We start from the raw sequence: 24,692 nt of genomic DNA, 5'->3' as shown, positions 1-24,692 counted from the left end.
CATTTCCCTTGAGGGATGGTGTAACACCGCTATACTGGGCGGATAATAGTCCCACTTTTCGGGCGTAAACCCGCTTCTCGTATTTTTACAGGCAAAAATCACACTCATGCGACTTGATAAATTTATCGCTCAGCAACTCGGCGTCAGCCGCGCTATTGCCGGGCGTGAGATCCGTGCTAACCGCGTTACCGTCGACGGTGAAATCGTTAAAAACAGTGCCTTTAAGCTGCTACCAGAACACGACGTCGAATATGACGGTAATTCCCTGGTTCAACAAAATGGCCCGCGCTATTTTATGCTGAATAAGCCTCAGGGTTATGTTTGCTCAACGGATGATCCGGATCATCCGACGGTGCTCTATTTCCTTGATGAACCGGTTGCCTACAAATTGCATGCGGCAGGGCGTCTGGATATCGACACCACCGGACTGGTACTGATGACCGATGACGGACAGTGGTCGCATCGTATCACCTCTCCTCGTCACCATTGTGAGAAAACCTATCTGGTGACGCTGGAGTCGCCAGTGGCAGACGATACCGCCGAGCAGTTTGCCCATGGCGTACAGTTGCATAATGAAAAAGACCTGACCAAACCGGCTGTTCTGGAGGTCATTACGCCAACTCAGGTGCGATTGACCATCAGCGAAGGGCGTTATCATCAGGTAAAACGTATGTTTGCCGCGGTGGGTAACCACGTTGTGGAACTGCACCGTGAACGAATTGGTGACATCAGGCTTGATGACGATCTGGAGCCGGGTGAATACCGTCCATTGACCGAAGAAGAAATCGCCAGCGTTAACTTAACCCCGCGTTAATTTCAGGAGCTAAATGTGACCACCCGGCAGAACTCGTCAATTGCCATAGTCTTTATCCTTGGCTTGTTAGCCATGCTGATGCCGTTGTCGATTGATATGTATCTTCCGGCGCTACCTGTTATCTCAGAACAGTTTGGTGTGCCTGCGGGTAGCGCGCAGATGACCCTCAGTACCTATATTCTGGGGTTTGCAGTGGGGCAGTTGCTCTATGGCCCAATGGCTGACAGCATTGGGCGCAAGCCGGTGATTCTGGGCGGAACGCTGGTGTTTGCGGCGGCGGCAGTGGCCTGCGCCCTGGCGCAAACTATTGATCAACTGATCGTGATGCGTTTCTTCCACGGTCTGGCTGCCGCGGCGGCGAGCGTGGTTATCAACGCCCTGATGCGCGATATCTATCCGAAGGAAGAGTTCTCACGCATGATGTCATTCGTCATGCTGGTCACGACAATTGCGCCTTTGTTGGCACCTATCGTGGGTGGTTGGGTGCTGGTATGGCTTAGCTGGCACTATATCTTTTGGATCCTCGCCATGGCGGCTGTTCTGGCGTCGGTGATGATCTTTACGCTGATCAAAGAGACCCTGCCTGTAGAGCGTCGCCAGCCGTTTCGCCTGCGTACCACTATTGGCAACTTTGCCTCGCTGTTTCGTCATAAACGAGTGCTGAGCTATATGCTGGCCAGCGGGTTCAGCTTTGCCGGGATGTTCTCGTTTCTGAGCGCCGGACCCTTTGTTTACATTGAGATCAACCACGTTTCACCGCAGCATTTCGGTTATTACTTCGCACTGAACATCGTATTCCTGTTCGTGATGACTATCATCAACAGTCGCTTTGTGCGTCGGGTTGGGGCATTGAATATGTTCCGTACCGGTCTGTGGATCCAGTTCGTGATGGCGGGATGGATGGTCTTTAGCGCACTGTTTGGGCTGGGGTTCTGGGCTCTGGTCGTTGGCGTTGCGGCGTTTGTTGGCTGTGTATCGATGGTGTCATCAAACGCCATGGCGGTTATTCTGGATGAATTTCCGCATATGGCAGGAACGGCGTCATCGCTGGCTGGGACATTCCGCTTTGGCATTGGCGCCATTGTCGGGGCCCTGTTGTCTCTGGCGACCTTTAACTCGGCCTGGCCAATGATATGGTCGATCGCATTTTGCGCTACCTGCTCAATTCTCTTCTATCTTTACGCCAGTCGCGCTCAAAAACGGTGATCTATTACACAACCTGGGGGCCATAAGGTCTCCAGAGTTGATGTACATCAACCGCAAATCTATCATTTCCCCCGCTTATGTTTATTTTATGTAAAATCAATTTATGTAAAAAGTCACATCATTGTAGTTAAAAAGGTTGAGTTAGATCGCAGAAACGAGTACATATAGCCCGGAAATATGCCAGAACCGTTGAATAAATTTAATTACTGGGTTCTGTAAGCAGCATAAGTACTGGATGTAAACGTTTACCAACTGTCTAAAGACGTATTGTCAATGATGTGTTAATATTGATGTAAAATAATTGTGAAGTGATTGTGCTTCCAGGGAAAGAAAGTGATGACATTACAACTCTCAATCGTTCATCGTCTGCCGCAGAGCTATCGTTGGTCGGTGGGTTTCGCAGGTTCGAAAGTTGAACCGATTCCGCAAAACGGTCAGAGTAATGAGAACAGCCTGGTGGCACTCAAATTGCTCAGTCCTGATGGTGACAGCGCGTGGTCAGTCATGCATAAGCTCAGCCAGGCCCTCAGTGATATCGAGGTTCCTTGTTCCGTACTGGAATGTGAAGGAGAGCCGTGCCTGTTTGTGAATCGTCAGGACGAATTTGCCGCGACCTGCAGACTGAAAAACTTCGGCGTGGCTATCGCAGAACCGTTTTCAAACAACAATCCTTTTTGAGCGTCAGCTTAGCGCGAGCAGCTGACGCGTATAGGCCTGCTGTGGTGCGTTAAAGACGTGCTCGCATTGCCCTTGCTCCACGACCTCTCCCTGACGTAGCACAATAACCTGATGGCATAATGCGCGTACTACGTGCAAATCATGGCTGATAAAAATATAAGCCAGCCGATGCTTTTCCTGTAAGGATTTTAACAACGTCAGGATTTGCGCCTGTACGGTCCTGTCGAGCGACGATGTTGGTTCATCCAGAATGATCAGGGAAGGTTTGAGAATCAATGCTCTGGCAATAGCAATGCGTTGGCGTTGTCCGCCAGAAAACTCCGCAGGATAACGATGTCGCGTTTCGCTATCCAATCCCACTTCCGCCATTACCGCTTTCACCTGTGCCTCGCGTTGTTCGGCTGACAGGGTAGGCTGATGAACGCGCAACCCCTCCTCGATAATCTGTAGCACGCTCAGGCGTGGGTTCAGCGAGGAGTTGGGATCCTGAAATACCACCTGAATACGGTGACGGACCGGCAATAGCTGGCGTCGATTTAAGGTATGCAGTGCCAGACCATCGAACACAATGCTTCCCTGCGAGGTGATTAACCGCAGAAGCGCCAGTCCGGTAGTGCTTTTTCCGGAGCCTGACTCTCCAACCAGCCCCAGCGTTTCACCGGGCCGGAGGGAAAAACTGACGTCGTTAACGACGACGTTGTGGTCCACCACGCGTTTCAGGATACCTTTGCGGATAGGAAAGGCGACGCGGAGTTTTTCTACTTCCAGCAACGGAGCTTGCCCGACAGGCAAAGGTACCGGGTCGCCGGAAGGTTCGCTGTTTAATAATTTCTGCGTGTAGGGATGCGTTGGCGCAGTGAGCAACTGTGCTGCTCTATTTTGCTCAACGCACTTGCCGTTTTGCATGACCGCCACGGTATCGGCCAGTTTTTTCACAATACTCAGGTTGTGGGTGATGAACAGTAATCCCATGTTCAGCTCGCGCTGTAGTTCCCTCAGCAATTGCAGGATCTGTGCCTGAACGGAAACGTCCAGCGCGGTAGTCGGTTCATCAGCAATAAGCAGCTCAGGTCGTGTCAGCAGTGCCATGGCGATCATCACACGCTGGCGTTCACCGCCGGACAGTTGGTGTGGGTAATCTGCGAGACGTTTGGCCGCCTGACGGATGCCAACGCGATCCAGGCAGGTCAGGATTTCTGCCCGCGCCGCTTCCCGACGCATTCCCCTATGCAGCGACAGCACTTCATAAAGCTGTTTTTCCAGATTGTGGAGCGGGTTCAGTGACACCATCGGCTCCTGGAAAATCATGGCGATTTTATTCCCCCGTACGCCGCGAAGCGTCTGCTCGTTGGCGTGAAGTAATGATTCACCATGAAAACGGATGTCCCCGGAAGGGTAAACTACCGGAGGGGACGGTAACAACCGTAGGATAGAAAGCGCGGTCACGCTTTTCCCCGAGCCAGACTCGCCCACCAGCGCCAGCGTTTGTCCGGCATCAACCCGTAGTGAGAGGGCATTGACTACGGTGCGCACGGTCTCTTGTTGACGAAAACCTACCGATAAATTCTCAATGGCTAACAGAGGTTGTGTCATTTTAAATCGCCTTGTTGGGATCAAACGCATCGCGTACCGCTTCACCAATAAAGATCAGTAGTGATAGTAGCAGGGCAACGGAGATGAACGCGGTGATGCCAAGCCACGGTGCCTGCAGGTTGTTTTTACCCTGTAACAGGAGTTCTCCCAGTGATGGCGAGCCAAGCGGTAAACCGAACCCAAGAAAATCCAGTGAGGTCAGAGTAGTTATCGAGGCGCATAAAATAAACGGTAAAAAAGTCAGGGCCGCGACCATCGCGTTAGGCAGCATATGACGCAGAATAATATTGCGATCGCTTACGCCTAGCGCTTGAGCGGCTCGAATGTAATCAAAGTTTCGGGTACGTAAAAATTCCGCGCGCACCACGCCAACCAGGCTCATCCAGCCAAACAGCACGGTAATGCCCAGCAGCCACCAGAAGTTAGGCTGGACCACGCTAGACAATAGGATGATGAGAAACAGCGTTGGCATTCCTGACCAAACTTCAATGAATCGTTGCCCCCACAGGTCCACCTTGCCGCCATAATAGCCCTGAATTGCGCCAGCCATAATGCCCATCACACTCGAACAGAGGGTGAGCATTAGACCAAACAAGACAGAAATACGTGTGCCGTAGAGGATGCGCGCCAGTACATCACCGCCGTTGGCGTCTGTTCCCAGCCAGTTTTGTGCGGAAGGTGGGGAAGGGAAGGGCTTATCGGTGGCAAAGTTAATGCTGGTGGCCCCAAAGCGTATTGGTGCCCACAGGATCCAGCCCTGGTTTTCCAGGCGCTGTTGTAGCCACGGGTCCTGATAATCAGCCTGAGTCGCCAGCGGTCCGCCGAAGTCGCTTTCACTGTAGTTTTTGAACAGGGGGAAATACCAGCTATTGTCGTAGCGCACCAGTAGCGGCTTATCATTGGCAATCAGTTCTGAACACAGGCTAAGACCGAACAGCACCAGAAAAATCCACAGCGACCAGTAGCCGCGACGGTTGTGGCGAAAGCGCGCCCAGCGGGCCTGATTGACGGGGCTTAATCGCGACATTAGCGTCCCTCAAAATCAATACGAGGATCGACCAGCGTATAGCTGATGTCGCTGAGGATATTCAGCAGCAGACCGATCAGGGTGAAGATATAAAGCGTGCCAAACATTACCGGGTAGTCGCGTGATACGGTGGATTCATAACCCAGCAATCCCAGGCCGTTAAGCGAAAACATCACTTCAATCAGCAGTGAGCCGGTAAAAAACATGCTGATAAACGTTGCCGGGAAGCCGGCGATCACCAACAACATGGCATTGCGAAACACATGTTTCCACAGAATATTTTTCTCGCTGACCCCTTTAGCGCGTGCGGTGACGACATATTGTTTGCGCACCTCATCCAGAAATGAGTTCTTGGTCAGCATAGTCAGCGCGGCAAACCCACCAACCACCGTCGCCAGCACCGGCAGGGTAATATGCCAAAGGTAGTCGGTTACTTTCTGATACCAGGGCAGGGAGTCAAAATTGGCGGAAACCAGCCCGCGAAGCGGGAACAGGTCGTAGTAGCTTCCCCCGGCAAAAAAGACGATCAGCAAAATGGCAAACAGAAAGGCCGGTATGGCATAGCCGATAATAATAAATGCGCTGCTCCAGACATCAAACCGGCTGCCGTTATGCACCGCTTTGCGGATCCCAAGCGGTATCGACACCAGATAGATGATGAGCGTACTCCACAGCCCCAGCGTGACGGAAACAGGCAGGCTGTCTTTGATAAGCGTCAGCACCGAGGCGCTACGAAACAGGCTGTCACCGAAATCGAAACGCATGTAATCCCAGAGCATTTTGAAGTAACGCTCATGAATGGGCTTATCGAACCCATAGCGGCGAGTGATTTCGGCGATCACTTCCGGGTCCAGACCCCGGCCGCCTCGATAATTACTGTCGCTGATGTTACCAACGCCGGTTTGCGCGTGGCTGGCGCGAACGCCTTCGCTACCCGCGCCGGGTAATGCCCCGCTTTGCCCGAACTCAATGGCGGCGACGGCCTGTTCAACCGGTCCGCCTGGGGCTATTTGCACGATAAAAAAGTTGATGGTGATGATGGCCCAAAGCGTTGGGATCACCAGCAGTAGACGTCGAATCAGATACGCGCCCATTTATTCTCCCTGTCGTCTGGCAGCGGGCAGTTTCGCCGCTTTGTTGACGTCATACCACCAGTTGTCGAGGCCAATGGTGTAAATTGGGCGAATAGCAGGATGTGAAAATTTATCCCACCAGGCGATGCGATCCTCTGCCATAAACCACATCGGCAACATGTAGTAGTTCCAGGTTAATACCCTGTCCAGTGCCCGGCCCAGTGGGATCAATTTGGCTTTATCACCTTGTGCCGCGATGATTTGGTCGATCAGTTTATCAATCACCGGGCTTTGTACGCCGGGGGCGTTGTAGCTGGAATCAATATATTGAGAGGCCCACAGAATTTGCAGGTCCGAACTCGGCCACGGCATCGCGCGATACAACCTCGGCATCATGTCATAGTCGCGACTGCGCAGGCGGTTCGTGATTTGTGAGTTATCCACCTGGCGGATATTCATGGTAATACCTAAGCGCTGCAGGTTGTGCTGGAACGGCAGCACCCACTGACTGTTGCTGCCCGCCGGGAGCAACAGTTCAAAGCTCAGAGGTTTACCGCTGGCGCTGTTTACGCGCTGCTGACCCTTTAGTACCCACCCGGCCTGCTCCAGTAAGGTATCGGCTTTCAACAGGTTGTCGCGGTCGTAGCCATCGCCTTTTGATTTTGGCGGCTGATAGATTTGGCTAAAGACCTCAGAGGGGAGATCTTTTTTCAAGGGCGCGAGTATCACCAGCTCATCTGCGTCGGGGTATTTTGTCGCGGCATATTCGGTATTCTGAAAATAGCTGTTGGTCCGGCTCCAGGCATTATAGAACAGCGCTTTATTCATCCATTCAAAATCAAAGGCCAGCGTGATGGCTTCCCGCACCCGTCGGTCGTTGAATACCGGGCGCTGAATATTAAATGCCAGCCAGCGGGTATCCTGCGCGGATTCGTTCTTTTGTTCATCTTTGATGATGTAGTGATTCGCGAAATTTTTCCCGGTATAGCGCGTCGCCCAGTTTTTGGCATCATTTTCAAGACGCAGATCAAACGCACCGGCCTTAAACGCTTCAAAGGCGACGTTATCATCCAGATAGTAGTCGTAGCGGATGGTATCAAAGTTCCAGCGTCCACGATTGACGGGCAGATTAGCGGCCCAATAATCTTTGACGCGCGAATAGACAATATACTGGCCCATCTTCCATTTCGTAATACGATAAGGGCCGCTGGCGAGCGGTGGCGATGATAAGGGATCGCTGAGCTTATGATCTTTCCAGTACTTCTCTGGCATCACGGGTAACGAAAACAGGCTGAGCATGTCCTCTTTACCCGGTTTGGCTAATTCAATGCGTACGGTTAATGGCGCGATGGCTTTTACCGTTGTTCCCTTGTAGACCAGACGAAACTGCGGCACGCCTTCAGTCATAAATTTGTGGAAGGTGAATGCGACGTCGCGGGCGGTAATGGGTGAGCCATCGTGAAAACGCGCTCGTGGATTAATGGCAATTTCTACCCAAGAATAGTCGTTAGCATAGCGTGCGCTGTCGGCAATGAGCGGGTAATAGCTACCAGGTTCATCGTCAGAGGTCGTAAACAACGTATCGTAAAGCGTTTCGGTACGTGCGCCGGGGTTACCGCGCATCGCATAGCGGTTAAAGTTGTCAAACGTGCCAATGGCGGACAGGGTGATTTGACCCCCTTTAGGGGCTGCGGGATTCACATAATCGAAATGATTAAAGTTAAATGCGTACTTCGGTTCACCCAGTACGGCAAAAGCATAGCTTTCTTTGATGGATTGCGCCTGGGCGCTAAACCCGATGAGGGTAATAAACAGAAGCAGTACGCGAGGGATCATATAAAAGCGATTTCCTTTTCCTGCCACAACCCGACGGGCATCATGCCTGAAAGATAAGGGATGTAGCGGCGAGTGAGAGTATATGAATCGCATACTGCGATCACCACGTCGGCTTATTGGGCTGTGCCATCCAACGCACAAAATCAGCAAGCTTTAATGGTCGGCTAATCCAGTATCCCTGGAAAAAATGCACCCCACGATCGCGCAGCCAACGGGCTTGCTCAGGAGTTTCTACCCCTTCCGCAACCGTCAGCATATTAAGACGTTTAGAAAGTGTCAACACGGCGTCCAGAACCGGAGAGGTCAGGGTTTCCGTCCCGATGGCGTTAATAAATCCGCGATCGATTTTCAGGTAGTCAACGGTAAAGCGTTCCAGATAAATAAGCGCGCTATGGCCGGTGCCAAAATCATCAATCGCAATTTCAAAACCTGCGGAATGCAGCCATTCAAATAGCTTTGTGGCCTCGTGCTGATTGAGCATATCTCGTTCAGTGATTTCCAGCACTATCTGAAAATAGTTTGCGGGAAGTGAAGCGTGCAGGTGCCGGATGTCGTCTTTAAATGTCTCGCCATGCAGATGCGATGGCGCGATATTGATCCCCAATTTTGCGCCAGCGGGTAACACTTTTTGCAGCGCCGGGGCATCCTGGGCGATCAACTTAAAGAGATGCTGAGTCAGCGGGACAATCATTTTCTGTGATTCAGCGTAATGAATAAAGGCATCCGGTGGGATCTCGCCCGTTGTTGGGTGATTCCAACGTAACAGGACCTCGACGCCTTTCACTTCCAGCGTTTGCATCTCTACGACGGGCTGGTACACCACATAAAACTGGTTATGCTTGATGGCGTTGAGGATATCTTTGCCTGGGCGTAAACGGATGCTGTAGATGTAGTACCAGAGGAGAAGGGCGGCAATAATCCCGGCCATGCATCCCAACAAAATAGAATACCAGACGTCGGTATAGCTCCACTCTTGTGCGTATAAGCGAATTTTAAGCGGGATCCCTTCAAGAGTGGCCTGCCGCCAGGAGGTATGAGGAAGAGCGGAGACATCGATGATTCGCGATGAGAATGTCGAAATTGCGGTATTACCGACGATAATTGCAATACCGTCAAAATCATCCTGCCGGGCGGTATAGAGCAGATAAGGTGCCAGATTGATATTCAGTGAGGTAAATACGCCGCTATCGTTGAACGACGCGTTTCGGTGCCAAATCATGATCGCTGGTTTGTCCGGCATCATGGGCGTACCGGGAAGTAATTCCACATCAATATTTCTGCTGATATCGAGGTTCGGGATCAAATCTAAAATCGGAGTGAACATGGAACCTGTTGCGGAAGAGCAGAAAGCGATACCGTCTTTTACCAGTAAGAAAGCGCGAACGTTCAGGCTAAAGGCTGCACTGGAGGTCAGTTTAGCGCCAACTTGTTGGCAACTGTTGGCAACCAGCGGCTGAAGGGCATCGGTGGTGGTTTTGAGGTCGGTAAAGTAGCTGCTGACGTAATTCTGGATATCGGCAAGGAGCGTGTCGTACTTAACTTCTCGTTTATGCCAGGTGACGAAAAACTGCAGGGTACTCACGAGTATTGCGACGATAAGCCCCGTTAACATACAGGAAAGCAGGATTTTCCGACCGGATGAAGAAGAGCGTCTGAACATAGATCCTTATTTTACCTGATTTAACCGCTTACTCTGTATGAATATAACCTGAAATGACTCATGTTGTGAGATTTTTCTTAGTCGCAGGGGGAAACAAAAAAGCACCGCCGAAGCAGTGCTTTTGGAATGTCTCATCAGGATAGCCAAGGGATAGCTGCCAAACGAAACTAACTGCGGCTCAGAACCCGGCGAGCTTCGTTGTAGCGTTTTTTCCAGTAAGGCTCGTTCATGCTGGAAATGATAACGCCACTGCTGGTCGAGGCATGTACAAACTGGTTGTTACCGATATAAATACCGACGTGACGGCCAGTAGAACCAGCACGGAACAGAACCAGATCGCCTGTGCGCAGATTAGTGCGCGAAACGGATTTTCCCGTTTCCTGTTGTTCATAGGTTGAGCGCGGAAGCTCTAAACCAAATTGCTCGCGGAATGTACGCTGCACGAAGCTTGAGCAATCAATACCTTTTTTGGTGCTGCCGCCAAGGCGGTAACGCACGCCTTTCCAGTCAGCATACTGGTCCATAATACGTGATTTAACATCGATATTACGTACCATATTTTCAAATTCATCCTGAGAGGCTTGCAGTGAAGAGTTATCTCCATTGCCCACAGCATGCGTCTCAGAATGCATATTCTTGGCGGTGTTCGTTGTGCTACATGCAGAAAGCAGAACCGCAACTGCTATCGCGGGTATGCCCCGCAAGATATATCTCAAAATCGGTTGAGATTTGACCATTTTGTTTGTTTTCCCTTGAAGTCCTTAACGATAAATATCGTTATAAAAAATGCCAAACGTGACGAGACTAATTACCATCGCACGATGAGACAATTCCTTAAGGTCAAATCTGTGGCAGAACGCACAAATTTATTCTGAAAGGGAATAATTATCCCGCGAGGCAAAACGAGTTCGAGATTACCCGATCGTTCCGGTCAATGCGAGTGATTTTACGTGATTTCTTATAAGAAAAATTGATACAGAAAGTGAATAAACGGCATTGTCTAAATTAAGAACAATCAGGGTAAAAAATACGCAACCCACTCATTTTAAACATGAATAAGATGACAGGAGAATGACAATCAGAATGATGAAATATTGCCCGGCATCATCAGGGAATCAGAAGTATCCCTGATGATGTTAATTACTCTGCGTTATTTGTTTAAAAATTGTTTGTTTTTGCCGGGTAGATAATTCACGAACAGAGTGACTAATCGGTCGCTTAATGGCGTCATTAGCCACCAGGGAAGGCCAATCAAGACCACCGTCATGGAACCAACCACGATATCGGTGAGCCAGTGGGCGCCAATCATTACGCGCGGGAAGGCAAAAACCACAGCAATAATAAGGCCGATTATTCCTGCGACTTTTCCGAAATAACGCAGCATGAATGCGGAAAAAATAAGCAGCATCATGCCGTGATCGCCAGGAAAACTGTCTTTCGACGCATCTTTGGTCGGAATATGCAGCAGTTCGCTGACGCGATAAATATTATCCAGCATAAGCGTGGGGCTGGCGCGTTTAACGGGAATAAGCGCCTGGCCCAGCTGGTTTAATACTACTGCAGTGAGCAGCATAACCAAACCAATTGCCACAATGCGTCGGCGACCTTCCGACGTCTCTTTGAGCCAAAAGTGCAGCATCAATGCGCCCATAGCCAGCAATGAGCAGCCATCAAATGCCCGATTATTGGTAATAGCAACAACCCATAGGAACAGCGGGCTTTCCACCAGTTTATGATTAAAGAAGCGGAAAACGCCCGTATCGAGTGAAGACCAGAACCCATGCCCGGCTGGAATATACCAGGACAGAAACAGTGCCAGACCAGCAATATTAAGCAGGAGGATTAAAGGGTATCGGGTTTTCATCGTCGTTTACCATTGCTAAAAACGAAGGCAACCTTACGCGCTAGCGTCTAAACGAAGTCTCAACAACGCGCTCTGTAACGCATTCCAGTCAGTCTCGGTATCGGCGATGAGTTCAATACGGCTATCCGGTGGTGCGACGTTTTGCGTCTCTATATGCCAGTCGTCTCCCTGGCGGTTAATGCGTACCAGTCCTTCTTTAATACGCATTACCCCCTTCACGCGCCCAACCGGGGCAAGACGCGACCATTCCAGCAGACCGATGGTATCGAACACCGTATCGGCGTCAAAAATCCAACCGCAGGCCTGATGGCCCTGACCGCTGTTCAGGCTACGACGCCAGCGCTGCTGTGCGGGTAAGCTCAACGCTGCCAGCCCCTTTTTGTTGGCATGGCTATGGTCGTGCTCCGCGCTTGCAGGAAGCTCCGCCAGGTTTAGTCGGGGTAAATCCAGTAGCTGTCCGTCAATTTGCCCATGGTCGGCATGAACCAACTGTCGATTACCGCCGTAGTGTTGCCACCAGCTTTGCAGGGCGTTTTCGCTTTCCGTCGTGGCACGGTCGGTTTTGTTGGCAACAATGATATCAGCAGCGGCCAGCTGATCGCGGAAATTGTCATTGGCGACGCTTTTCTCATCCAGTAACAGGCGAGGATCAAGGATACAAAGGGTTGCGCGCAGATCGATCCACGGCTCATAAACCGGTGCGGTGAGTAAATCCAGAATCTGTTTGGGATGCCCGAGGCCGGTGGGTTCAATCAGCAGGCGGTCGGGTTTCCCCTGACGCAGCAGCGTATTGAGGCCAACCTGCATTGGCAGACCGTTAACACAGCACATACAGCCGCCAGGGATCTCTTTTAGCAGCGCACCGCTGTCGGCCAGCAACGCGCCATCAATGCCAACTTCGCCAAACTCATTAACCAGCACGGCCCACTTCTCAGCAGGGTCTTTGTTTGCCAACAAATGAAGAATAGAGGTGGTTTTGCCACTGCCGAGAAAACCGGTGATGAGATTGGTTTTAGTCACATTTACTCCAGAATCATAAATTACCGTAATGGCATTTAACAATCCTGGCGAAAAACGGGGAAAAAGAGAAGGGGTGAAAGGACGAAGAGGCGCTTCGTCCTGCTTAATGGCAGAAATCGTTAACTTTTTAACGTCTCAATGACAGCCTGATGCGCACCGTATTGGGCAATGCGTTGCCAGGCCTGCTGAATGGCCGCGACAAACTGCGGATTCTGTACGAGATCGGTGGCGAAAATCTCGCGCAGCGAAAGCAGGGCGTTGACGCGTTCTGACTCTGTGCTCTGTTTAACCAGAGCGGCAATTTTCTCACTCAACGGGTCACGAACATCAATAGCGGTGCCTGAATCATCCACGCCGCTCACATAACGCATCCAGCCTGCGACGCCGAGCGCCAGCAGTGGCCACTCACTTTGGCGGGCTAAATGTACGCGGATCCCTTCCAACATGCGCTGGGGTAATTTCTGGCTACCGTCCATCGCGATTTGCCAGGTTTTATGTTTCAACGCTGGGTTGGCAAAACGCTCCAACAGGCTTAGGGCATACTGGTCTAAATCCACATCGGTAATTTGCAGCGTAGGTACCTGTTCGTTGAGCATCAGGCGGTAAGCGGCTTCACGAAATGCGCTGTCCTGCATACAGTCGCTGATGTGCTGGAACCCGGCCAGATAGCCGAGATAAGCGAGAAACGAATGACTGCCGTTCAGCATCCGCAGTTTCATTTGTTCCCACGGCAACACATTTTCGACCATCTGGACGCCCGCCGTTTCCCATTGTGGGCGGCCACACACAAAATTATCTTCAATCACCCACTGGATAAACGGTTCGCAGCTGATTGCGCAAGGATCAGCAACCCCCAGCTCGCGGGCAATTTCGGCCAGTGACTCTTCAGTGGCGGCAGGGACAATGCGGTCGACCATGGTGCCTGGGAAACTGACATGCTCCTGAATCCAGGTTGCCAGTTCTGGTGAACGTTTCTCCGCCATTCCAAGGACGGCGTTTTTTACCACATGACCATTGTCCGGGATGTTATCGCAAGAGAGGACGGTAAACGGCTGTAGCCCGCGTTCACGTCGGCGATGTAGGGCTTCAACAATAATTCCGGGGGCAGAGTGCGGTTCAGTCGGTGTTTGCAGATCGTGAGCAATACGTGGATTACTGAGGTCTAACGAGCCTGTCGCCGGATCGATGCAGTAGCCTTTTTCTGTGATGGTTAGCGAGACAATAGCCACCTGAGGTTCGCAGAATTTTTCGATAATGGCCGCCAGCGAATCCAGCCTGGCGTTGAGACATTCGTTGACGGCGCCGATAACAATTGGCTGGTTGCCGTTGGCCCCTTTTTCCAGCACGGTAAATAAATGATCCTGTTCGCGCAGTTGGCTCATCAGTCGATCGCCGCTGAACAGACTGATCTCACAAATACCCCAGTCTCCACCCTGCGCATTCAGCACCCTGTCGGTTAGTAACGCCTGATGGGCGCGGTGAAAAGCACCGAAACCAAAATGCACAATCCGCGTTTTTAATTGCTGGCGGTCGTATTGCGGCATCATGACATTTTCCGCCAGTGGCGCTGAGGCAATAGTTTTCATTTAATACACCTGATTAACCATAAATTAACAATGGCAGTATAAAGTTATATGACAACAAATTGAATTGGTGTGCCTTATTTATCCGGGGAATGTGAGCTTGATCAACCAATCATCGGCAATGTGTTGATCAGTTGACGGATGCCTGTATGGTAGTCGTCATTAAGATGATTTAATTTGGTATAACAACTTGTGAGGTGAAACAATGGAACAAACCTGGCGTTGGTACGGACCTAACGATCCGGTATCGCTTGATGATGTGCGTCAGGCTGGCGCAACGGGTGTTGTGACCGCCTTGCACCATATTCCTAACGGTGAAGTGTGGTCGGTAGAAGAAATTCAGCAGCGTCAGGCCATTCTGGCTGAAAAAGGGCTGACCTGGTCGGTAGTGGAAAGTATCCCTGTCCACGAAGATATCAAAACGCGTTCAGGTCAATATCAAACGTGGATTGCCAACTATCAGCAGAGTATCCGTAATCTGGCGACCTGTGGTATCGATACGGTGTGCTATAACTTCATGCCGATCCTCGACTGGACGCGTACCGACCTCGAATATCAACTGCCGGATGGTTCCAAAGCGCTGCGTTTTGACCAGATTGCTTTTGCGGCCTTCGAACTTCACATTCTGCAACGCCCGGGAGCTGAAGCGGATTATACCGCCGAAGAACAACGCCAGGCGCTGGACTACTTCAATGCCATGAGCGATGCAGAAATTGAAAAACTGACCCGCAATATCATTGCTGGCCTGCCTGGTGCAGAAGAGGGCTATACGCTGGATCAGTTCCGTGCGCGTCTCGCTGAATACGACGGCATCAGCAAGGACGATCTGCGCGATAATATGGCGGTATTCCTGCGGGCGATTGTGCCAGTGGCAGAAGAAGTCGGCGTGCGTCTGGCCGTGCATCCTGACGATCCGCCGCGCCCGATCCTCGGCCTGCCGCGTATCGTTTCGACTATCGAAGATATGCAGTGGCTGAAAGAAACGGTCGATAGCATTAATAATGGTTTCACCATGTGCACCGGTTCTTACGGCGTGCGCGCTGATAACGATCTGGTGAAAATGATCGAAACCTTTGGCGATCGAATCCACTTCACGCACCTGCGCTCAACCTGTCGTGAAGATAACCCGAAAACCTTCCATGAAGGTGCGCACCTGCAGGGCGATGTGGATATGGTATCGGTGGTGGCTGCCATTTTGAGTGAAGAGCAGCGGCGTAAAAAAGCGGGCGACCTGCGTCCTATCCCGATGCGTCCGGATCATGGACACCAGATGCTTGACGATCTGCACAAGAAAACCAACCCGGGCTACTCAGCGATTGGCCGCCTGAAAGGCCTGGCAGAAGTCCGTGGCGTTGAGCTGGCGCTGAAACAAACGCAGTTCCGCGATCTGCTGTAAGTCTAACAACAGGGATTGCGCGACAGGCGCGATCCCTGTTTTTCATCAAGGTTGCGCGAGCGCCTGCTCCAGCACTGTCAGCACTTTATTGATCTGCTGTATCTGCAATCCACCAAACCCAAAAAACATAACAGCATCGCTGTTCTCTTTGCGCCATGCGGCTTCTGATCCATTTTCTATATCCGGCAGAGTGTCGAAACGGATCCCGGCCAACAGGCAGCATTGCTGCAACCTGGTGATGAGTTCTGCGTGTCTGGCAATGCGTAACGAGAGGTGCAGACCTGCCGTTGCGCCAGCGATTTTCCCTTCGGGAAACAGAGTGGAAAGGCCATCGCGTAACAGGGTGAGGCGCGTCGCATAGCTGCAGGCCAGCTTGCTGATATGCGTATAAAACACCTGATTTTGCATCAGTTCGGCCAAAAATTGCTGCAACAACCACTGACTGCCGTTGTTATTGAGCGCTTTCATATTCTGTACCGCCGGAAGCAATTCATCAGGGCAAATAAGATAGCCAAGCCGTGCGCCTGGCCCCAGCGTTTTAGAAAATGTCCCCATGTAGATAACCCGGTTGTGATAATCCATGGCTTTCAGCGCGGGAAGGGGATTTTCCCCATAGGTAAAAACGGCATCGTAATCATCTTCAATGATGTAAGCGCCGACGCGTTGCGCCCACGTTAATAATGACTGACGGCGCTCCAGTGAAAGCACGCTTCCCATCGGATACTGATGCGCTGGAGTAACATAACAAAGCTGGGTTTCATACTCGGGTAAATTATCTGTTTGCAGTCCGTGGTTATCTACGGCAATTGACGTAATGTCTGCACCGTAATAATTAAAAAGATGCCATGCGCCAGAATAACAAGGGGATTCCGTCACAATATGGCACTTTTTTTGCTGACTGACAGCATGATGAATAATAAATATTTGGCTGAGCAGTGATAATCCTTCCTGAATCCCGTTGGTAATGATGATGTTCTCTGCTCGGGTATTAATTCCGCGGGATAAATTAAGGTATCTGACCAATTGCTCACGCAGTGAAAATAATCCATTTGGTGAATGGTATCGGGTAAATAATTGTTCTTTAAGTATGCTTGGAGCATTATTCCATTTCCGCCAGCTTGACCAGGGAAAAGCGTTGGGATCGGGGACGCCCATCCGACAGTAGCACTCTCGTCCAGGCTCGGCGTAAACATCGGTTGAGACTCCGGCAGCTTTAGGTTTTGTCGGCGGAGAACCCTGGGTAACGGGCACATGCGTTGGTGTTATACGTACAGGCGTGGTGAATATCACTTCATAGCCAATGCCGTGTCGGCTCTTGATTAACCCTGCTGCCATAAGCTTATCATAGGCCATCACTACCGTTATTTTGGCTACGTTCAATACCTGAGCCTGCTCGCGAATAGAGGGAAGCTTATCGCCACAAAGCAAATCTCCCCGCTGAATAGCCTGGAAATAAAATTGGAAAATTTGCAATTGCAGCGGAGTGCGGAGTTCTCTATTGAGCGTTAATGTAAGCATGAGTAATTCCTTATTAATATATGGCCACTATATTACGAATTTCTCGTTTTTACTATTTGATACACCTCATGGAGTAGCGGCTGTTCCTATAGCTTGCCATCGCTGTCTCTATTTTTGATTTTTATTATCCCTTAGCGTGTCACTATTAAAAAAATGGAGGCAAGCATGTCGTGGATAAGAAAGAACGCATTGTGGTGCGTATTGGCTGGGGCGGTGGCAATGGCCCTGGCTATTTGGGGAACGTGGCAAGGCGTTCATTACACAAGTACCACCGAATTTTGTTTATCGTGTCACTCGATGCGCACGGCTGGAGAGGAATATAAAACCAGCGTGCATTTTCGTAACGCATCTGGCGTGCGGGCTGAGTGTAAGGATTGTCATATCCCCCCGGGCGTTGTTCCAACGCTTATTCGTAAAACTGAAGCCTTAAACGACCTCTATCACACCTTTATTTCTCCTTCTATTGATACTCCTGAAAAGTTTGCTGCCAAACGCCCGGAGCTGGCCCAGCGGGAGTGGGCACGCATGAGCGCGAATAATTCAGCGGCGTGTAAATCCTGCCATAGCTATGAGGCAATGGATCATGGCAAGCAATCGGCAAACGCGGCTGCGCAAATGACCGCAGCGGCAGCAAAAGACAGTAACTGTATCGATTGTCACAAAGGAATAGCCCATCACAAACCCGATATGAGCAGCGGTTTTCGCGATCGCTATAAGCAGCTACAGCGTCAGGGAGATACGCCAACGGATGCGACCACGCTGTTCTCATTAAGCGAAAAATCACTGGCGGCAACGGCAGGGAGTCCGGTCGGGAAGGCGCTGTTATTTCCCGCCACCGAGGTCAAGGTGCTGAAAAAAGAAGGCAGTAACGTGCAGCTCGAAATCACGGGCTGGCGAGAAAGCAAAGGGCGTGGACGGGTGATCACCCAGTATATGGGGAAACGCGTTTTCTCCGCCGTTCTCGATGAGCCCCTGATGGCGAACGTAAAAGTGCTACAAACCCAGGTCGATCCTGACTCACATCAGGAATGGCAGCAAGTGAGCGTCACCGCCTGGACCATCGATCAGGACTTTATCAACACGCTTGCGCCAATCTGGGAGTACTCAGATCAAATGCTGCAATCCACCTGTAGCGCCTGTCATAGCACTCCTCCTACAACCCGATATACCGCTAACGGCTGGATCGCCGGACTGAAAGCCATGTCGACCTATTACCGGCTTAATCCGGTGGAGGAACGTACGTTGTTGAAATACCTCCAGACCCACGCCAGCGATGTGTCTGAAACCAACAAAAAGTAAGGATAATGTATGGATATTCATGACTTTAATCCGTCCCGCCGCCGTTTTCTCAACGGAATGCTGGCGGTGGGGGCTGCCAGCGCACTGGCGCCTAATCCGCTGATATCAAAAGTGTGGGCGGCGGGGGAAAATCCCGAGCAGTGGATCCAATCTGGTTCGCACTATGGCGCTTTTGAAGCCAAAGTGGTCAACGGTGAGTGGACCGAAACCCGTCCGTTCAAACATGACAAATACCCCTGCGATATGCTGAACGCGGTGCGTGAAGTGGTCTACAACCCGTCGCGGGTACGCTACCCGATGGTGCGTCTGGACTGGCTGCGTAAGCGTGAGAAGTCAGATCGCAGTCAGCGCGGAGATAACCGTTTTGTTCGGGTCAGTTGGGATCAGGCGCTGGATCTGTTTTACGAAGAGCTGGAGCGGGTGCAAAAAACCTATGGCTCATCAGGCGTATTTACCGGGCTTGCCGACTGGCAAATGGTGGGCAAATACCATAAAGCGGGCGGGGCGATGGATCGGGGACTTGGCCTGCATGGTAGCTATGTGACAACCGTCGGCGACTATTCTGCGGCAGCGGCACAAGTCATTTTACCGCATGTGATTGGTTCGCTGGAAGTTTATGAGCAGCAGACGTCGCTTCCGCTGGTGATTCAAAACAGCAATACCATCGTGCTGTGGGGCTGCGATCCGATCAAGAACTTACAGATCGAGTTTTTGGTTCCCGATCACGATGCGTTTGGCTACTGGCAGCAGATTAAAGAGGCGGTAGCGCAGGGTAAGATGCGCGTTATCAGTGTTGATCCGGTGCGTAGCAAGTCGCAAAACTATCTTGGCTGCGAGCAGTTGGCGTTGCGGCCACAAACCGATGTCGCGTTAATGCTGGCGCTGGCGCATACCTTGTACGAAGAAAAACTGTACGACACGGCGTTTATTACCGATTACACCGTCGGCTTTGAGCAGTTTTTGCCGTATCTTCTGGGCGAAACCGATAAACAGCCGAAAAATGCCGAATGGGCGGCAGAAATCTGCGGCCTGACGGCAGAGCAGATCCGAGACTTCGCCCGCCTGTTGGTGAAAGGCCGGACACAGTTTATGGGCGGTTGGTGCGTACAACGCATGCACCATGGTGAGCAGTATCCGTGGATGCTGGTGGTGCTGGCCAGCATGGTCGGTCAAATTGGTTTGCCCGGCGGCGGGGTAGGATTTGGCTGGCACTACAACGGCGGTGGTACGGTAACATCCGCCGGGCCTGTGCTCTCTGGGCTGGGAGGGATCACGAATCCCCCGCAGGCAAAGTACAACGCGGATTTTCGCGGCGTATCGGAGCATATCCCCACTTCGCGTATCGTTGACTGCCTGCTTGAGCCGGGCAAAAAGGTTGCCTTTAACGGCGAGACGTTAACCTGGCCTGACATCAAAATGGCGATCTACAGCGCGGCGAATCCATTTCATGCGCAGCAGGACAGGAATCGCATGATCGACGCGTGGAAGAAGCTGGAAACCGTGGTGGTGTTGGATCACCAATGGACCGCGTCGTGCCGTTTTGCCGATATCGTCCTGCCCGTTACCACCCGCTTTGAACGTAACGATATTGAGCAGTTCGGTACGCATTCGAATAAAGGGTTGATGGCGTTGCATCAGATCGTCAAACCGCAATATGAAGCGCGACATGATTTTGATGTATTTGCCGGGCTGTGTAAGCGCTTTGACAAGGAAGCGGTGTACCGTGAAAACCGTGATGAAATGCAGTGGATACAGGCGCTTTATGACGAAGGCGTGAAGATGGGGGCATCGCTCGGCGTCTCATTACCGGATTTCACAACGTTCTGGCAGGGTGACGGATATATTGAATATCCGCCGGGTCAGCCGTGGGTACGTCACGGTGAGTTTCGCGACCAGCCAGACCTGAATCCGCTGGGAACGCCGTCAGGTCTGATTGAAATCTACAGTAAAACCATCGCGGGCTTCGCCTACGAGGATTGTCCGGGGCATCCGGTGTGGATGGAACCCTTTGAGCGTACCCATAGCGGCAAAAAAGATAAATACCCGCTGCATCTGCAATCCTGCCATCCGGATAAACGTCTGCATTCCCAACTGTGCTCTAGCGAGGCGTTTCGCAACACCTATGCGGTTGCCGGAAGAGAACCGCTTTATATCAGTGAACAGGATGCCACCGCTCGTGGCTTAAAAGCCGGTGATATCGCCCGCGTCTTCAACGCTCGTGGTCAGGTACTGGCTGGCGTAGTTGTCAGTCCGGATTTTTCCCCTGGCGTGGTCCGTATTCATGAAGGCGCGTGGTACTCCCCGCAGGAAGGGGGGAAAGCCGGGACATTATGCACTTATGGCGACCCGAACGTACTGAGCGCGGATATCGGCACTTCACAGCTGGCCCAGGGGCCTTCAGCGCATACCGTGCTGGTGGAGGTCGAGCGTTATCAGCAGAAAGCCCCGCAGGTGACGGCTTTCGGTGGTCCGCAGATTGTGAAAGAGGAGGGGACCAGTGCAGCATAAGCAAATTCATCAGCAGCGGGCAGCTGTGTACCAGTGGTTTTCGCAACTGCTATTTCGTGAGCTGGATGAAAAACAGCTCGCCAGTCTGGAAAACGGCGATAGCCAGGCTTGGATTGCCTCACTGGCGGCGGTTCCTGGAGTGTCTGCCGAGGTTAAACGTTTTGAGCGCAGCCTGGGCCGGGTTTTGCGGCGCGACTCCCGACAGCTGGAGCTGGCAGCAGATTTTGCCTCGCTGTTTCTGCTGGCCCCGCCGGCTAGTGTTTCTCCCTATGCAGGGCACTATCCACACACGACAGCGGCAGAAGAACGTCGGCAAATGAATGTGCTGCTGATTGAGCAAGGTCTGGCAGCGCGAGAGAATGAACCCTCCGATCATATTGCTGTGCAGTTGGCATTAATGGCGAGGATGGTTGCTAAAGAGGAGAGGCTATCAGCGCAATATTATTTTTTGCATCATCATATTCTGTGCTGGGCACCGTTATTTCGCGACGCTTGTCTGGTGCGGGATAACGAGGGGTTTTATCCTCAGGCGGTGAATCTGATAGTGCGTTTTATGCAAGAGGATGAACAGTATCTGGAGTCGTTGCTGATGGATGATTTTTATTTCAGCAGCCAGCGCTGAAAATGAAAAGGGACAGCTGGTGCTGTAATGCCAGCCAGTCAGCGCCTCAGTTTCAGAAAGCTTCAACCTGTGCTGCCCGAGGTAAAGAACATGCTATCTCGGAGATAGAGTTCCGTTCACCTCATGCTCATCGCTTCAACTCTCTGATTTCCAGTTAAATCTGTTTTGCTGTTTAAACAAAAAAGTAGATGGTCAGGTGTGGCTGGTCCGGCTGAAAATTGCCGACGTGTTTCCGTAAGGCCGGGAGAACCCGCAGGGATGCGGGTTCAGGGCGCGCTTTGCAGGGACGCTACCTCGCGCCCGGCCCGATAGCCTGAAGGAAAAAGCGGAGGGTATTGCGTAGCAACAATTTTCCCGCCGGGAGCCGGGATTGTTAAGGGTACGGCGATAGTACCCTTAACACGTTCACAGGCAGTATCGTTTCAGAGAAGTGATATCACTAAAGTGAACGGAACATTTTGCCAGAGACAACATGTCATTATCTTTGGTTCACCTGTAACGACAGGAGCTTAATCTGCACGGCCCATATAGCGACGTTCTTCGATATGAATACGGATTTTTTCACCCGCACTCAGATACTCAGGAACCTGGATCACCAGACCAGTGCTCAGGGTAGCTGGCTTGTTGCGCGCACTCGCTGAAGCACCTTTAATCCCCGGTGAAGTTTCAACGATTTCCAGGTCTACGGTCTGCGGCAGTTCAAGCGCCAGCAGTTGGCCGTCCCAGGTCAGTACCTGCATGTCCGGCATACCGCCTTCCGGCATGAACAGCAGCTCTTCTTCAATCTGGTCTTTGGTGAAGGTATACGGGGTATAGTCTTCTTTATCCATAAAGATGTATTCGTTGCCATCGACGTAGGAGAAATCAACGCCACGACGGCTCAGAGTGACGGTATCGACGATATCGTCGCCTTTGAAGCGCTCTTCAACTTTCAGACCGGTACGCACATCAGAAAAACGCATTTTGTACAGCGTGGCAGCACCACGTGCAGACGGTGATTGAATATCGATATCTTTTACAATCAGCAGCTTGCCGTTGTAGTTCAGTACCATACCTTTTTTAATTTCGTTCGCTCTTGGCATCGAAAAAATCCTGTAGTGGGGAGTGTCTAAAATATCGCGTAAAACTACTCGCGCCGGGGCATTCAGGCAAGCGGAATTCATGCTTTTGCTGGTGCAAAAAAGGTGGTACTGTGCCCTTCCCGCACAATCCGATGGTTTACGATAAAGAGAGTACTGTATGGAATGCCGTCCGGATTGTGGTGCATGCTGCACCGCGCCTTCAATCTCCAGTCCCATCCCCGGTATGCCTGATGGCAAGCCCGCTAATACGCCCTGCGTTCAGTTGGATGAATCCCTGCGTTGCAAAATTTTTGCGTCGCCGCTACGACCAAAGGTGTGCGGCGGTTTACAGCCCAGTGCGGAAATGTGCGGGCGGACGACGCACCAGGCCATGGTTTATCTCATCGAGCTTGAAGCGCTAACCGCGCCTTAAACGTCCTTGATGCGCGCCAGGCACGCGACGGTGGCGACGATCATCACCAGCGCAAACCAGAACACCGCGTGATAGTTCCAAATTTCAGCGGCAATCCCCGCCAGCGATCCAGCAATGATCCAGCCTACGCGAATGGTATTCGTATAGAGGGTGGTGGCTGAACCCGCCTGTCCCGGCATCAGGTCCTGGAAATAGAGCATACCAATCCCGCCGAGAATACCGATGTAAATCGCGTTCAGCAGCTGTAAGCCAAGCAATATCGCCGGAGAGTGAGCCAGCAGCATACCGGCATAAAAGAAGAATCCGGCAACGACGGCAATTCTCATCAACAGACGTTTACCCAGACGCTTTGCAAAATAGCCAGCAATCAGCATGGTTGGGATTTCCAGTCCGGCTGCGGTGCCCATCATGATGCCCGCCAGTTTTTCCGGCAGATGCAGTTCGTTGATGATAAACAGCGGCATATTAATGATATAGAGACTATTGGTTCCCCACATTAATGTGCAGATAACAAACAGCAGCAACGTGTCGCGTCGATTGCGGCGCGGGGCCTCAACTGCGCCTGTCGCGAGAGGCACGTTTTTACTCATTGAGGGTAAAAACAGCCAGACCATTACGCCGCAGACAACAAACGCCACCGCCGCGCTGAGATACATCACCGTAAAACTGAATCCCATGGCCAGCGCGTAGGCCAGCGGCGGGCCAATTACCCAGGCCAGCGAAACCTGTGCACGTAATATTGAGCTGAACATGACGGCTTCCCGACCTGTGCGGTCGGCGTGTTCACGGGCGAGAGCAAACATTTGCGGGTTGGCGGTCGATCCAAAGCTGCTGAGGAATACCCCGACAAACAGCAAGATAAAATAATTACGGTTCCAGGCGAACAGCACGCAGGCCAGCATCCCCAGCACGCAGCAAAACACAATCAGGTTCTTGCGATCGCCTTTTCTATCTGAACGTCCGGCCAGAAACTGACTTACCAGAATACCGATCACAGCGCTACCGGTAAAAAAGAACCCGACCATGCCGGGACGGGCGTGGACTTCATCCGTCAGAAAAAGGCTGAGCGTTGGCGTCTGCAACGCACCGGCGATACCCGTCAGAAATGCGACAAGCAGGAACGCCGAAGACGTTAAATCAAACGCCTTGGGTGTGGCGGCTACGGGGGTGTTATGCATGTTTTGATATCAATGATGTGAAGAGACGCGGAGTTTACGCCGCTTGTCAGAAAATAAACAGGGAGCCAAATCAAAATCGGCATCAAAAATCAAAATAGCATTTCAGTCAAAGAATGCTGTTTGCTGACGTTGCTGAATCAGTCAAGCTGACGGCGTTTTTGCGTCAGCATTTTTTTCTCCTCCGCAGAGAAAATGTGCGTTATCTCTAAATTCAGCAAGTATTTTGTCAACTTTACTTGTGTGCTGAAGAAAAAAGAGCAAGACTTCTTGAAACGTTTCAGCGTCATCTTGCCTTAACTGATGGAGTCGGGTGACGCCTTTTT

The 24,692-nt window shown here is 51.5% G+C and carries 20 protein-coding genes; 8 read left to right on the top strand and 12 right to left on the bottom strand.

All coding sequences use genetic code 11. The annotated features are described in order from the left end of the window. Positions 1-106 precede the first annotated feature (106 nt). The 3 genes from rsuA (at position 107) to BZK40_RS09540 (ending at position 2,698) form a co-directional block, all read left to right on the top strand. Entirely contained in the window at positions 107-814 is a 708-nt protein-coding gene (gene rsuA / locus BZK40_RS09555) for a 16S rRNA pseudouridine(516) synthase RsuA (protein ID WP_008785291.1), read from the top strand. A gap of 15 nt (positions 815-829) precedes the next feature. Then, entirely contained in the window at positions 830-2,020 is a 1,191-nt protein-coding gene (locus BZK40_RS09550; RefSeq protein ID WP_003834584.1) for a Bcr/CflA family multidrug efflux MFS transporter, read from the top strand. Positions 2,021-2,353: 333 nt separating this feature from the next. After that, the gene (locus tag BZK40_RS09540) at positions 2,354-2,698 is read left to right on the top strand and encodes a YejG family protein (RefSeq protein WP_085951589.1); all 345 of its coding nucleotides are present in this window, start codon (positions 2,354-2,356) and stop codon (positions 2,696-2,698) included. Positions 2,699-2,701: 3 nt separating this feature from the next. Here the strand turns inward: BZK40_RS09540 and yejF are convergent, their stop codons facing one another. From yejF to BZK40_RS09490, 9 genes are all read right to left on the bottom strand, one after another. Continuing rightward, on the bottom strand, positions 2,702-4,291 hold the full coding sequence (yejF, locus tag BZK40_RS09535) for a microcin C ABC transporter ATP-binding protein YejF (protein WP_079934552.1): 1,590 nt from the start codon (positions 4,289-4,291) through the stop codon (positions 2,702-2,704). A gap of 1 nt (position 4,292) precedes the next feature. Then, a complete protein-coding gene (locus BZK40_RS09530) occupies positions 4,293-5,318 on the bottom strand; it encodes an ABC transporter permease (protein WP_079934551.1) in 1,026 nt (341 codons plus the stop codon). Further along, positions 5,318-6,412, bottom strand: coding sequence for a microcin C ABC transporter permease YejB (locus BZK40_RS09525; RefSeq protein WP_079934550.1), 1,095 nt, complete (start codon positions 6,410-6,412; stop codon positions 5,318-5,320). Before BZK40_RS09525 ends, BZK40_RS09530 begins: the two co-directional genes overlap by 1 nt. Further along, positions 6,413-8,227 carry an extracellular solute-binding protein gene (locus BZK40_RS09520; protein WP_079934549.1) on the bottom strand — a complete coding sequence of 605 codons (1,815 nt, stop codon included), beginning with the start codon at positions 8,225-8,227 and terminating at the stop codon, positions 6,413-6,415. It abuts the gene before it with no gap. Between the two features lie 100 nt (positions 8,228-8,327). Then, complete coding sequence (locus BZK40_RS09515; protein ID WP_008785287.1) at positions 8,328-9,887, bottom strand: cyclic di-GMP phosphodiesterase; 1,560 nt, start codon at positions 9,885-9,887, stop codon at positions 8,328-8,330. 167 nt (positions 9,888-10,054) lie between these two features. Further along, entirely contained in the window at positions 10,055-10,624 is a 570-nt protein-coding gene (gene mepS, locus BZK40_RS09510; protein WP_003834567.1) for a bifunctional murein DD-endopeptidase/murein LD-carboxypeptidase, read from the bottom strand. A gap of 413 nt (positions 10,625-11,037) precedes the next feature. Next, positions 11,038-11,751 carry a phosphatase PAP2 family protein gene (locus BZK40_RS09500; RefSeq protein WP_032944023.1) on the bottom strand — a complete coding sequence of 238 codons (714 nt, stop codon included), beginning with the start codon at positions 11,749-11,751 and terminating at the stop codon, positions 11,038-11,040. A 33-nt stretch (positions 11,752-11,784) separates the two neighbouring features. Then, the gene (locus BZK40_RS09495; RefSeq protein WP_048215900.1) at positions 11,785-12,771 is read right to left on the bottom strand and encodes a CobW family GTP-binding protein; all 987 of its coding nucleotides are present in this window, start codon (positions 12,769-12,771) and stop codon (positions 11,785-11,787) included. 119 nt (positions 12,772-12,890) lie between these two features. Continuing rightward, positions 12,891-14,357 (bottom strand): mannitol dehydrogenase family protein, encoded by a 1,467-nt coding sequence (locus BZK40_RS09490; RefSeq protein ID WP_079934548.1) that lies wholly within the window; start codon positions 14,355-14,357, stop codon positions 12,891-12,893. A 202-nt stretch (positions 14,358-14,559) separates the two neighbouring features. On the opposite strand from BZK40_RS09490, the gene uxuA reads away from it, so the two are divergent. Beyond that, the gene (gene uxuA, locus BZK40_RS09485) at positions 14,560-15,750 is read left to right on the top strand and encodes a mannonate dehydratase (protein ID WP_079934547.1); all 1,191 of its coding nucleotides are present in this window, start codon (positions 14,560-14,562) and stop codon (positions 15,748-15,750) included. A 45-nt stretch (positions 15,751-15,795) separates the two neighbouring features. On the opposite strand, the gene pdxR is transcribed toward uxuA, so the two are convergent. Further along, positions 15,796-17,268 (bottom strand): MocR-like pyridoxine biosynthesis transcription factor PdxR, encoded by a 1,473-nt coding sequence (gene pdxR / locus BZK40_RS09480; RefSeq protein WP_079934546.1) that lies wholly within the window; start codon positions 17,266-17,268, stop codon positions 15,796-15,798. Between the two features lie 165 nt (positions 17,269-17,433). Here pdxR and torC point away from each other — a divergent pair, with 165 nt between their 5' ends. The 3 genes from torC to torD are packed head-to-tail and all read left to right on the top strand — an operon-like array spanning position 17,434 to position 21,697. Next, positions 17,434-18,567 carry a pentaheme c-type cytochrome TorC gene (torC, locus tag BZK40_RS09475; RefSeq protein WP_032944018.1) on the top strand — a complete coding sequence of 378 codons (1,134 nt, stop codon included), beginning with the start codon at positions 17,434-17,436 and terminating at the stop codon, positions 18,565-18,567. A gap of 9 nt (positions 18,568-18,576) precedes the next feature. Next, entirely contained in the window at positions 18,577-21,075 is a 2,499-nt protein-coding gene (gene torA, locus BZK40_RS09470; RefSeq protein ID WP_079934545.1) for a trimethylamine-N-oxide reductase TorA, read from the top strand. Then, on the top strand, positions 21,065-21,697 hold the full coding sequence (gene torD / locus BZK40_RS09465) for a molecular chaperone TorD (RefSeq protein ID WP_008785279.1): 633 nt from the start codon (positions 21,065-21,067) through the stop codon (positions 21,695-21,697). The genes torA and torD overlap by 11 nt, the downstream gene beginning before the upstream one ends. A 509-nt stretch (positions 21,698-22,206) precedes the next feature. On the opposite strand, the gene yeiP is transcribed toward torD, so the two are convergent. Continuing rightward, entirely contained in the window at positions 22,207-22,779 is a 573-nt protein-coding gene (yeiP, locus tag BZK40_RS09460) for an elongation factor P-like protein YeiP (RefSeq protein WP_003027452.1), read from the bottom strand. A 157-nt stretch (positions 22,780-22,936) separates the two neighbouring features. Here yeiP and BZK40_RS09455 point away from each other — a divergent pair, with 157 nt between their 5' ends. After that, positions 22,937-23,191, top strand: coding sequence for a YkgJ family cysteine cluster protein (locus BZK40_RS09455; protein ID WP_008785278.1), 255 nt, complete (start codon positions 22,937-22,939; stop codon positions 23,189-23,191). Here BZK40_RS09455 and setB read toward each other — a convergent pair. Next, positions 23,188-24,369, bottom strand: a complete 1,182-nt coding sequence (setB, locus tag BZK40_RS09450; protein ID WP_003834548.1) for a sugar efflux transporter SetB — start codon at positions 24,367-24,369, stop codon at positions 23,188-23,190. The genes BZK40_RS09455 and setB overlap by 4 nt on opposite strands. Between the last annotated feature and the right edge of the window lie 323 nt (positions 24,370-24,692).

Origin of the sequence: Citrobacter portucalensis (assembly GCF_002042885.1) — a bacterium.
Classification (GTDB): domain Bacteria; phylum Pseudomonadota; class Gammaproteobacteria; order Enterobacterales; family Enterobacteriaceae; genus Citrobacter; species Citrobacter portucalensis.
Note: the sequence above shows the minus strand (reverse complement) of the source record. Positions and strands in the feature narration are given on the sequence as shown.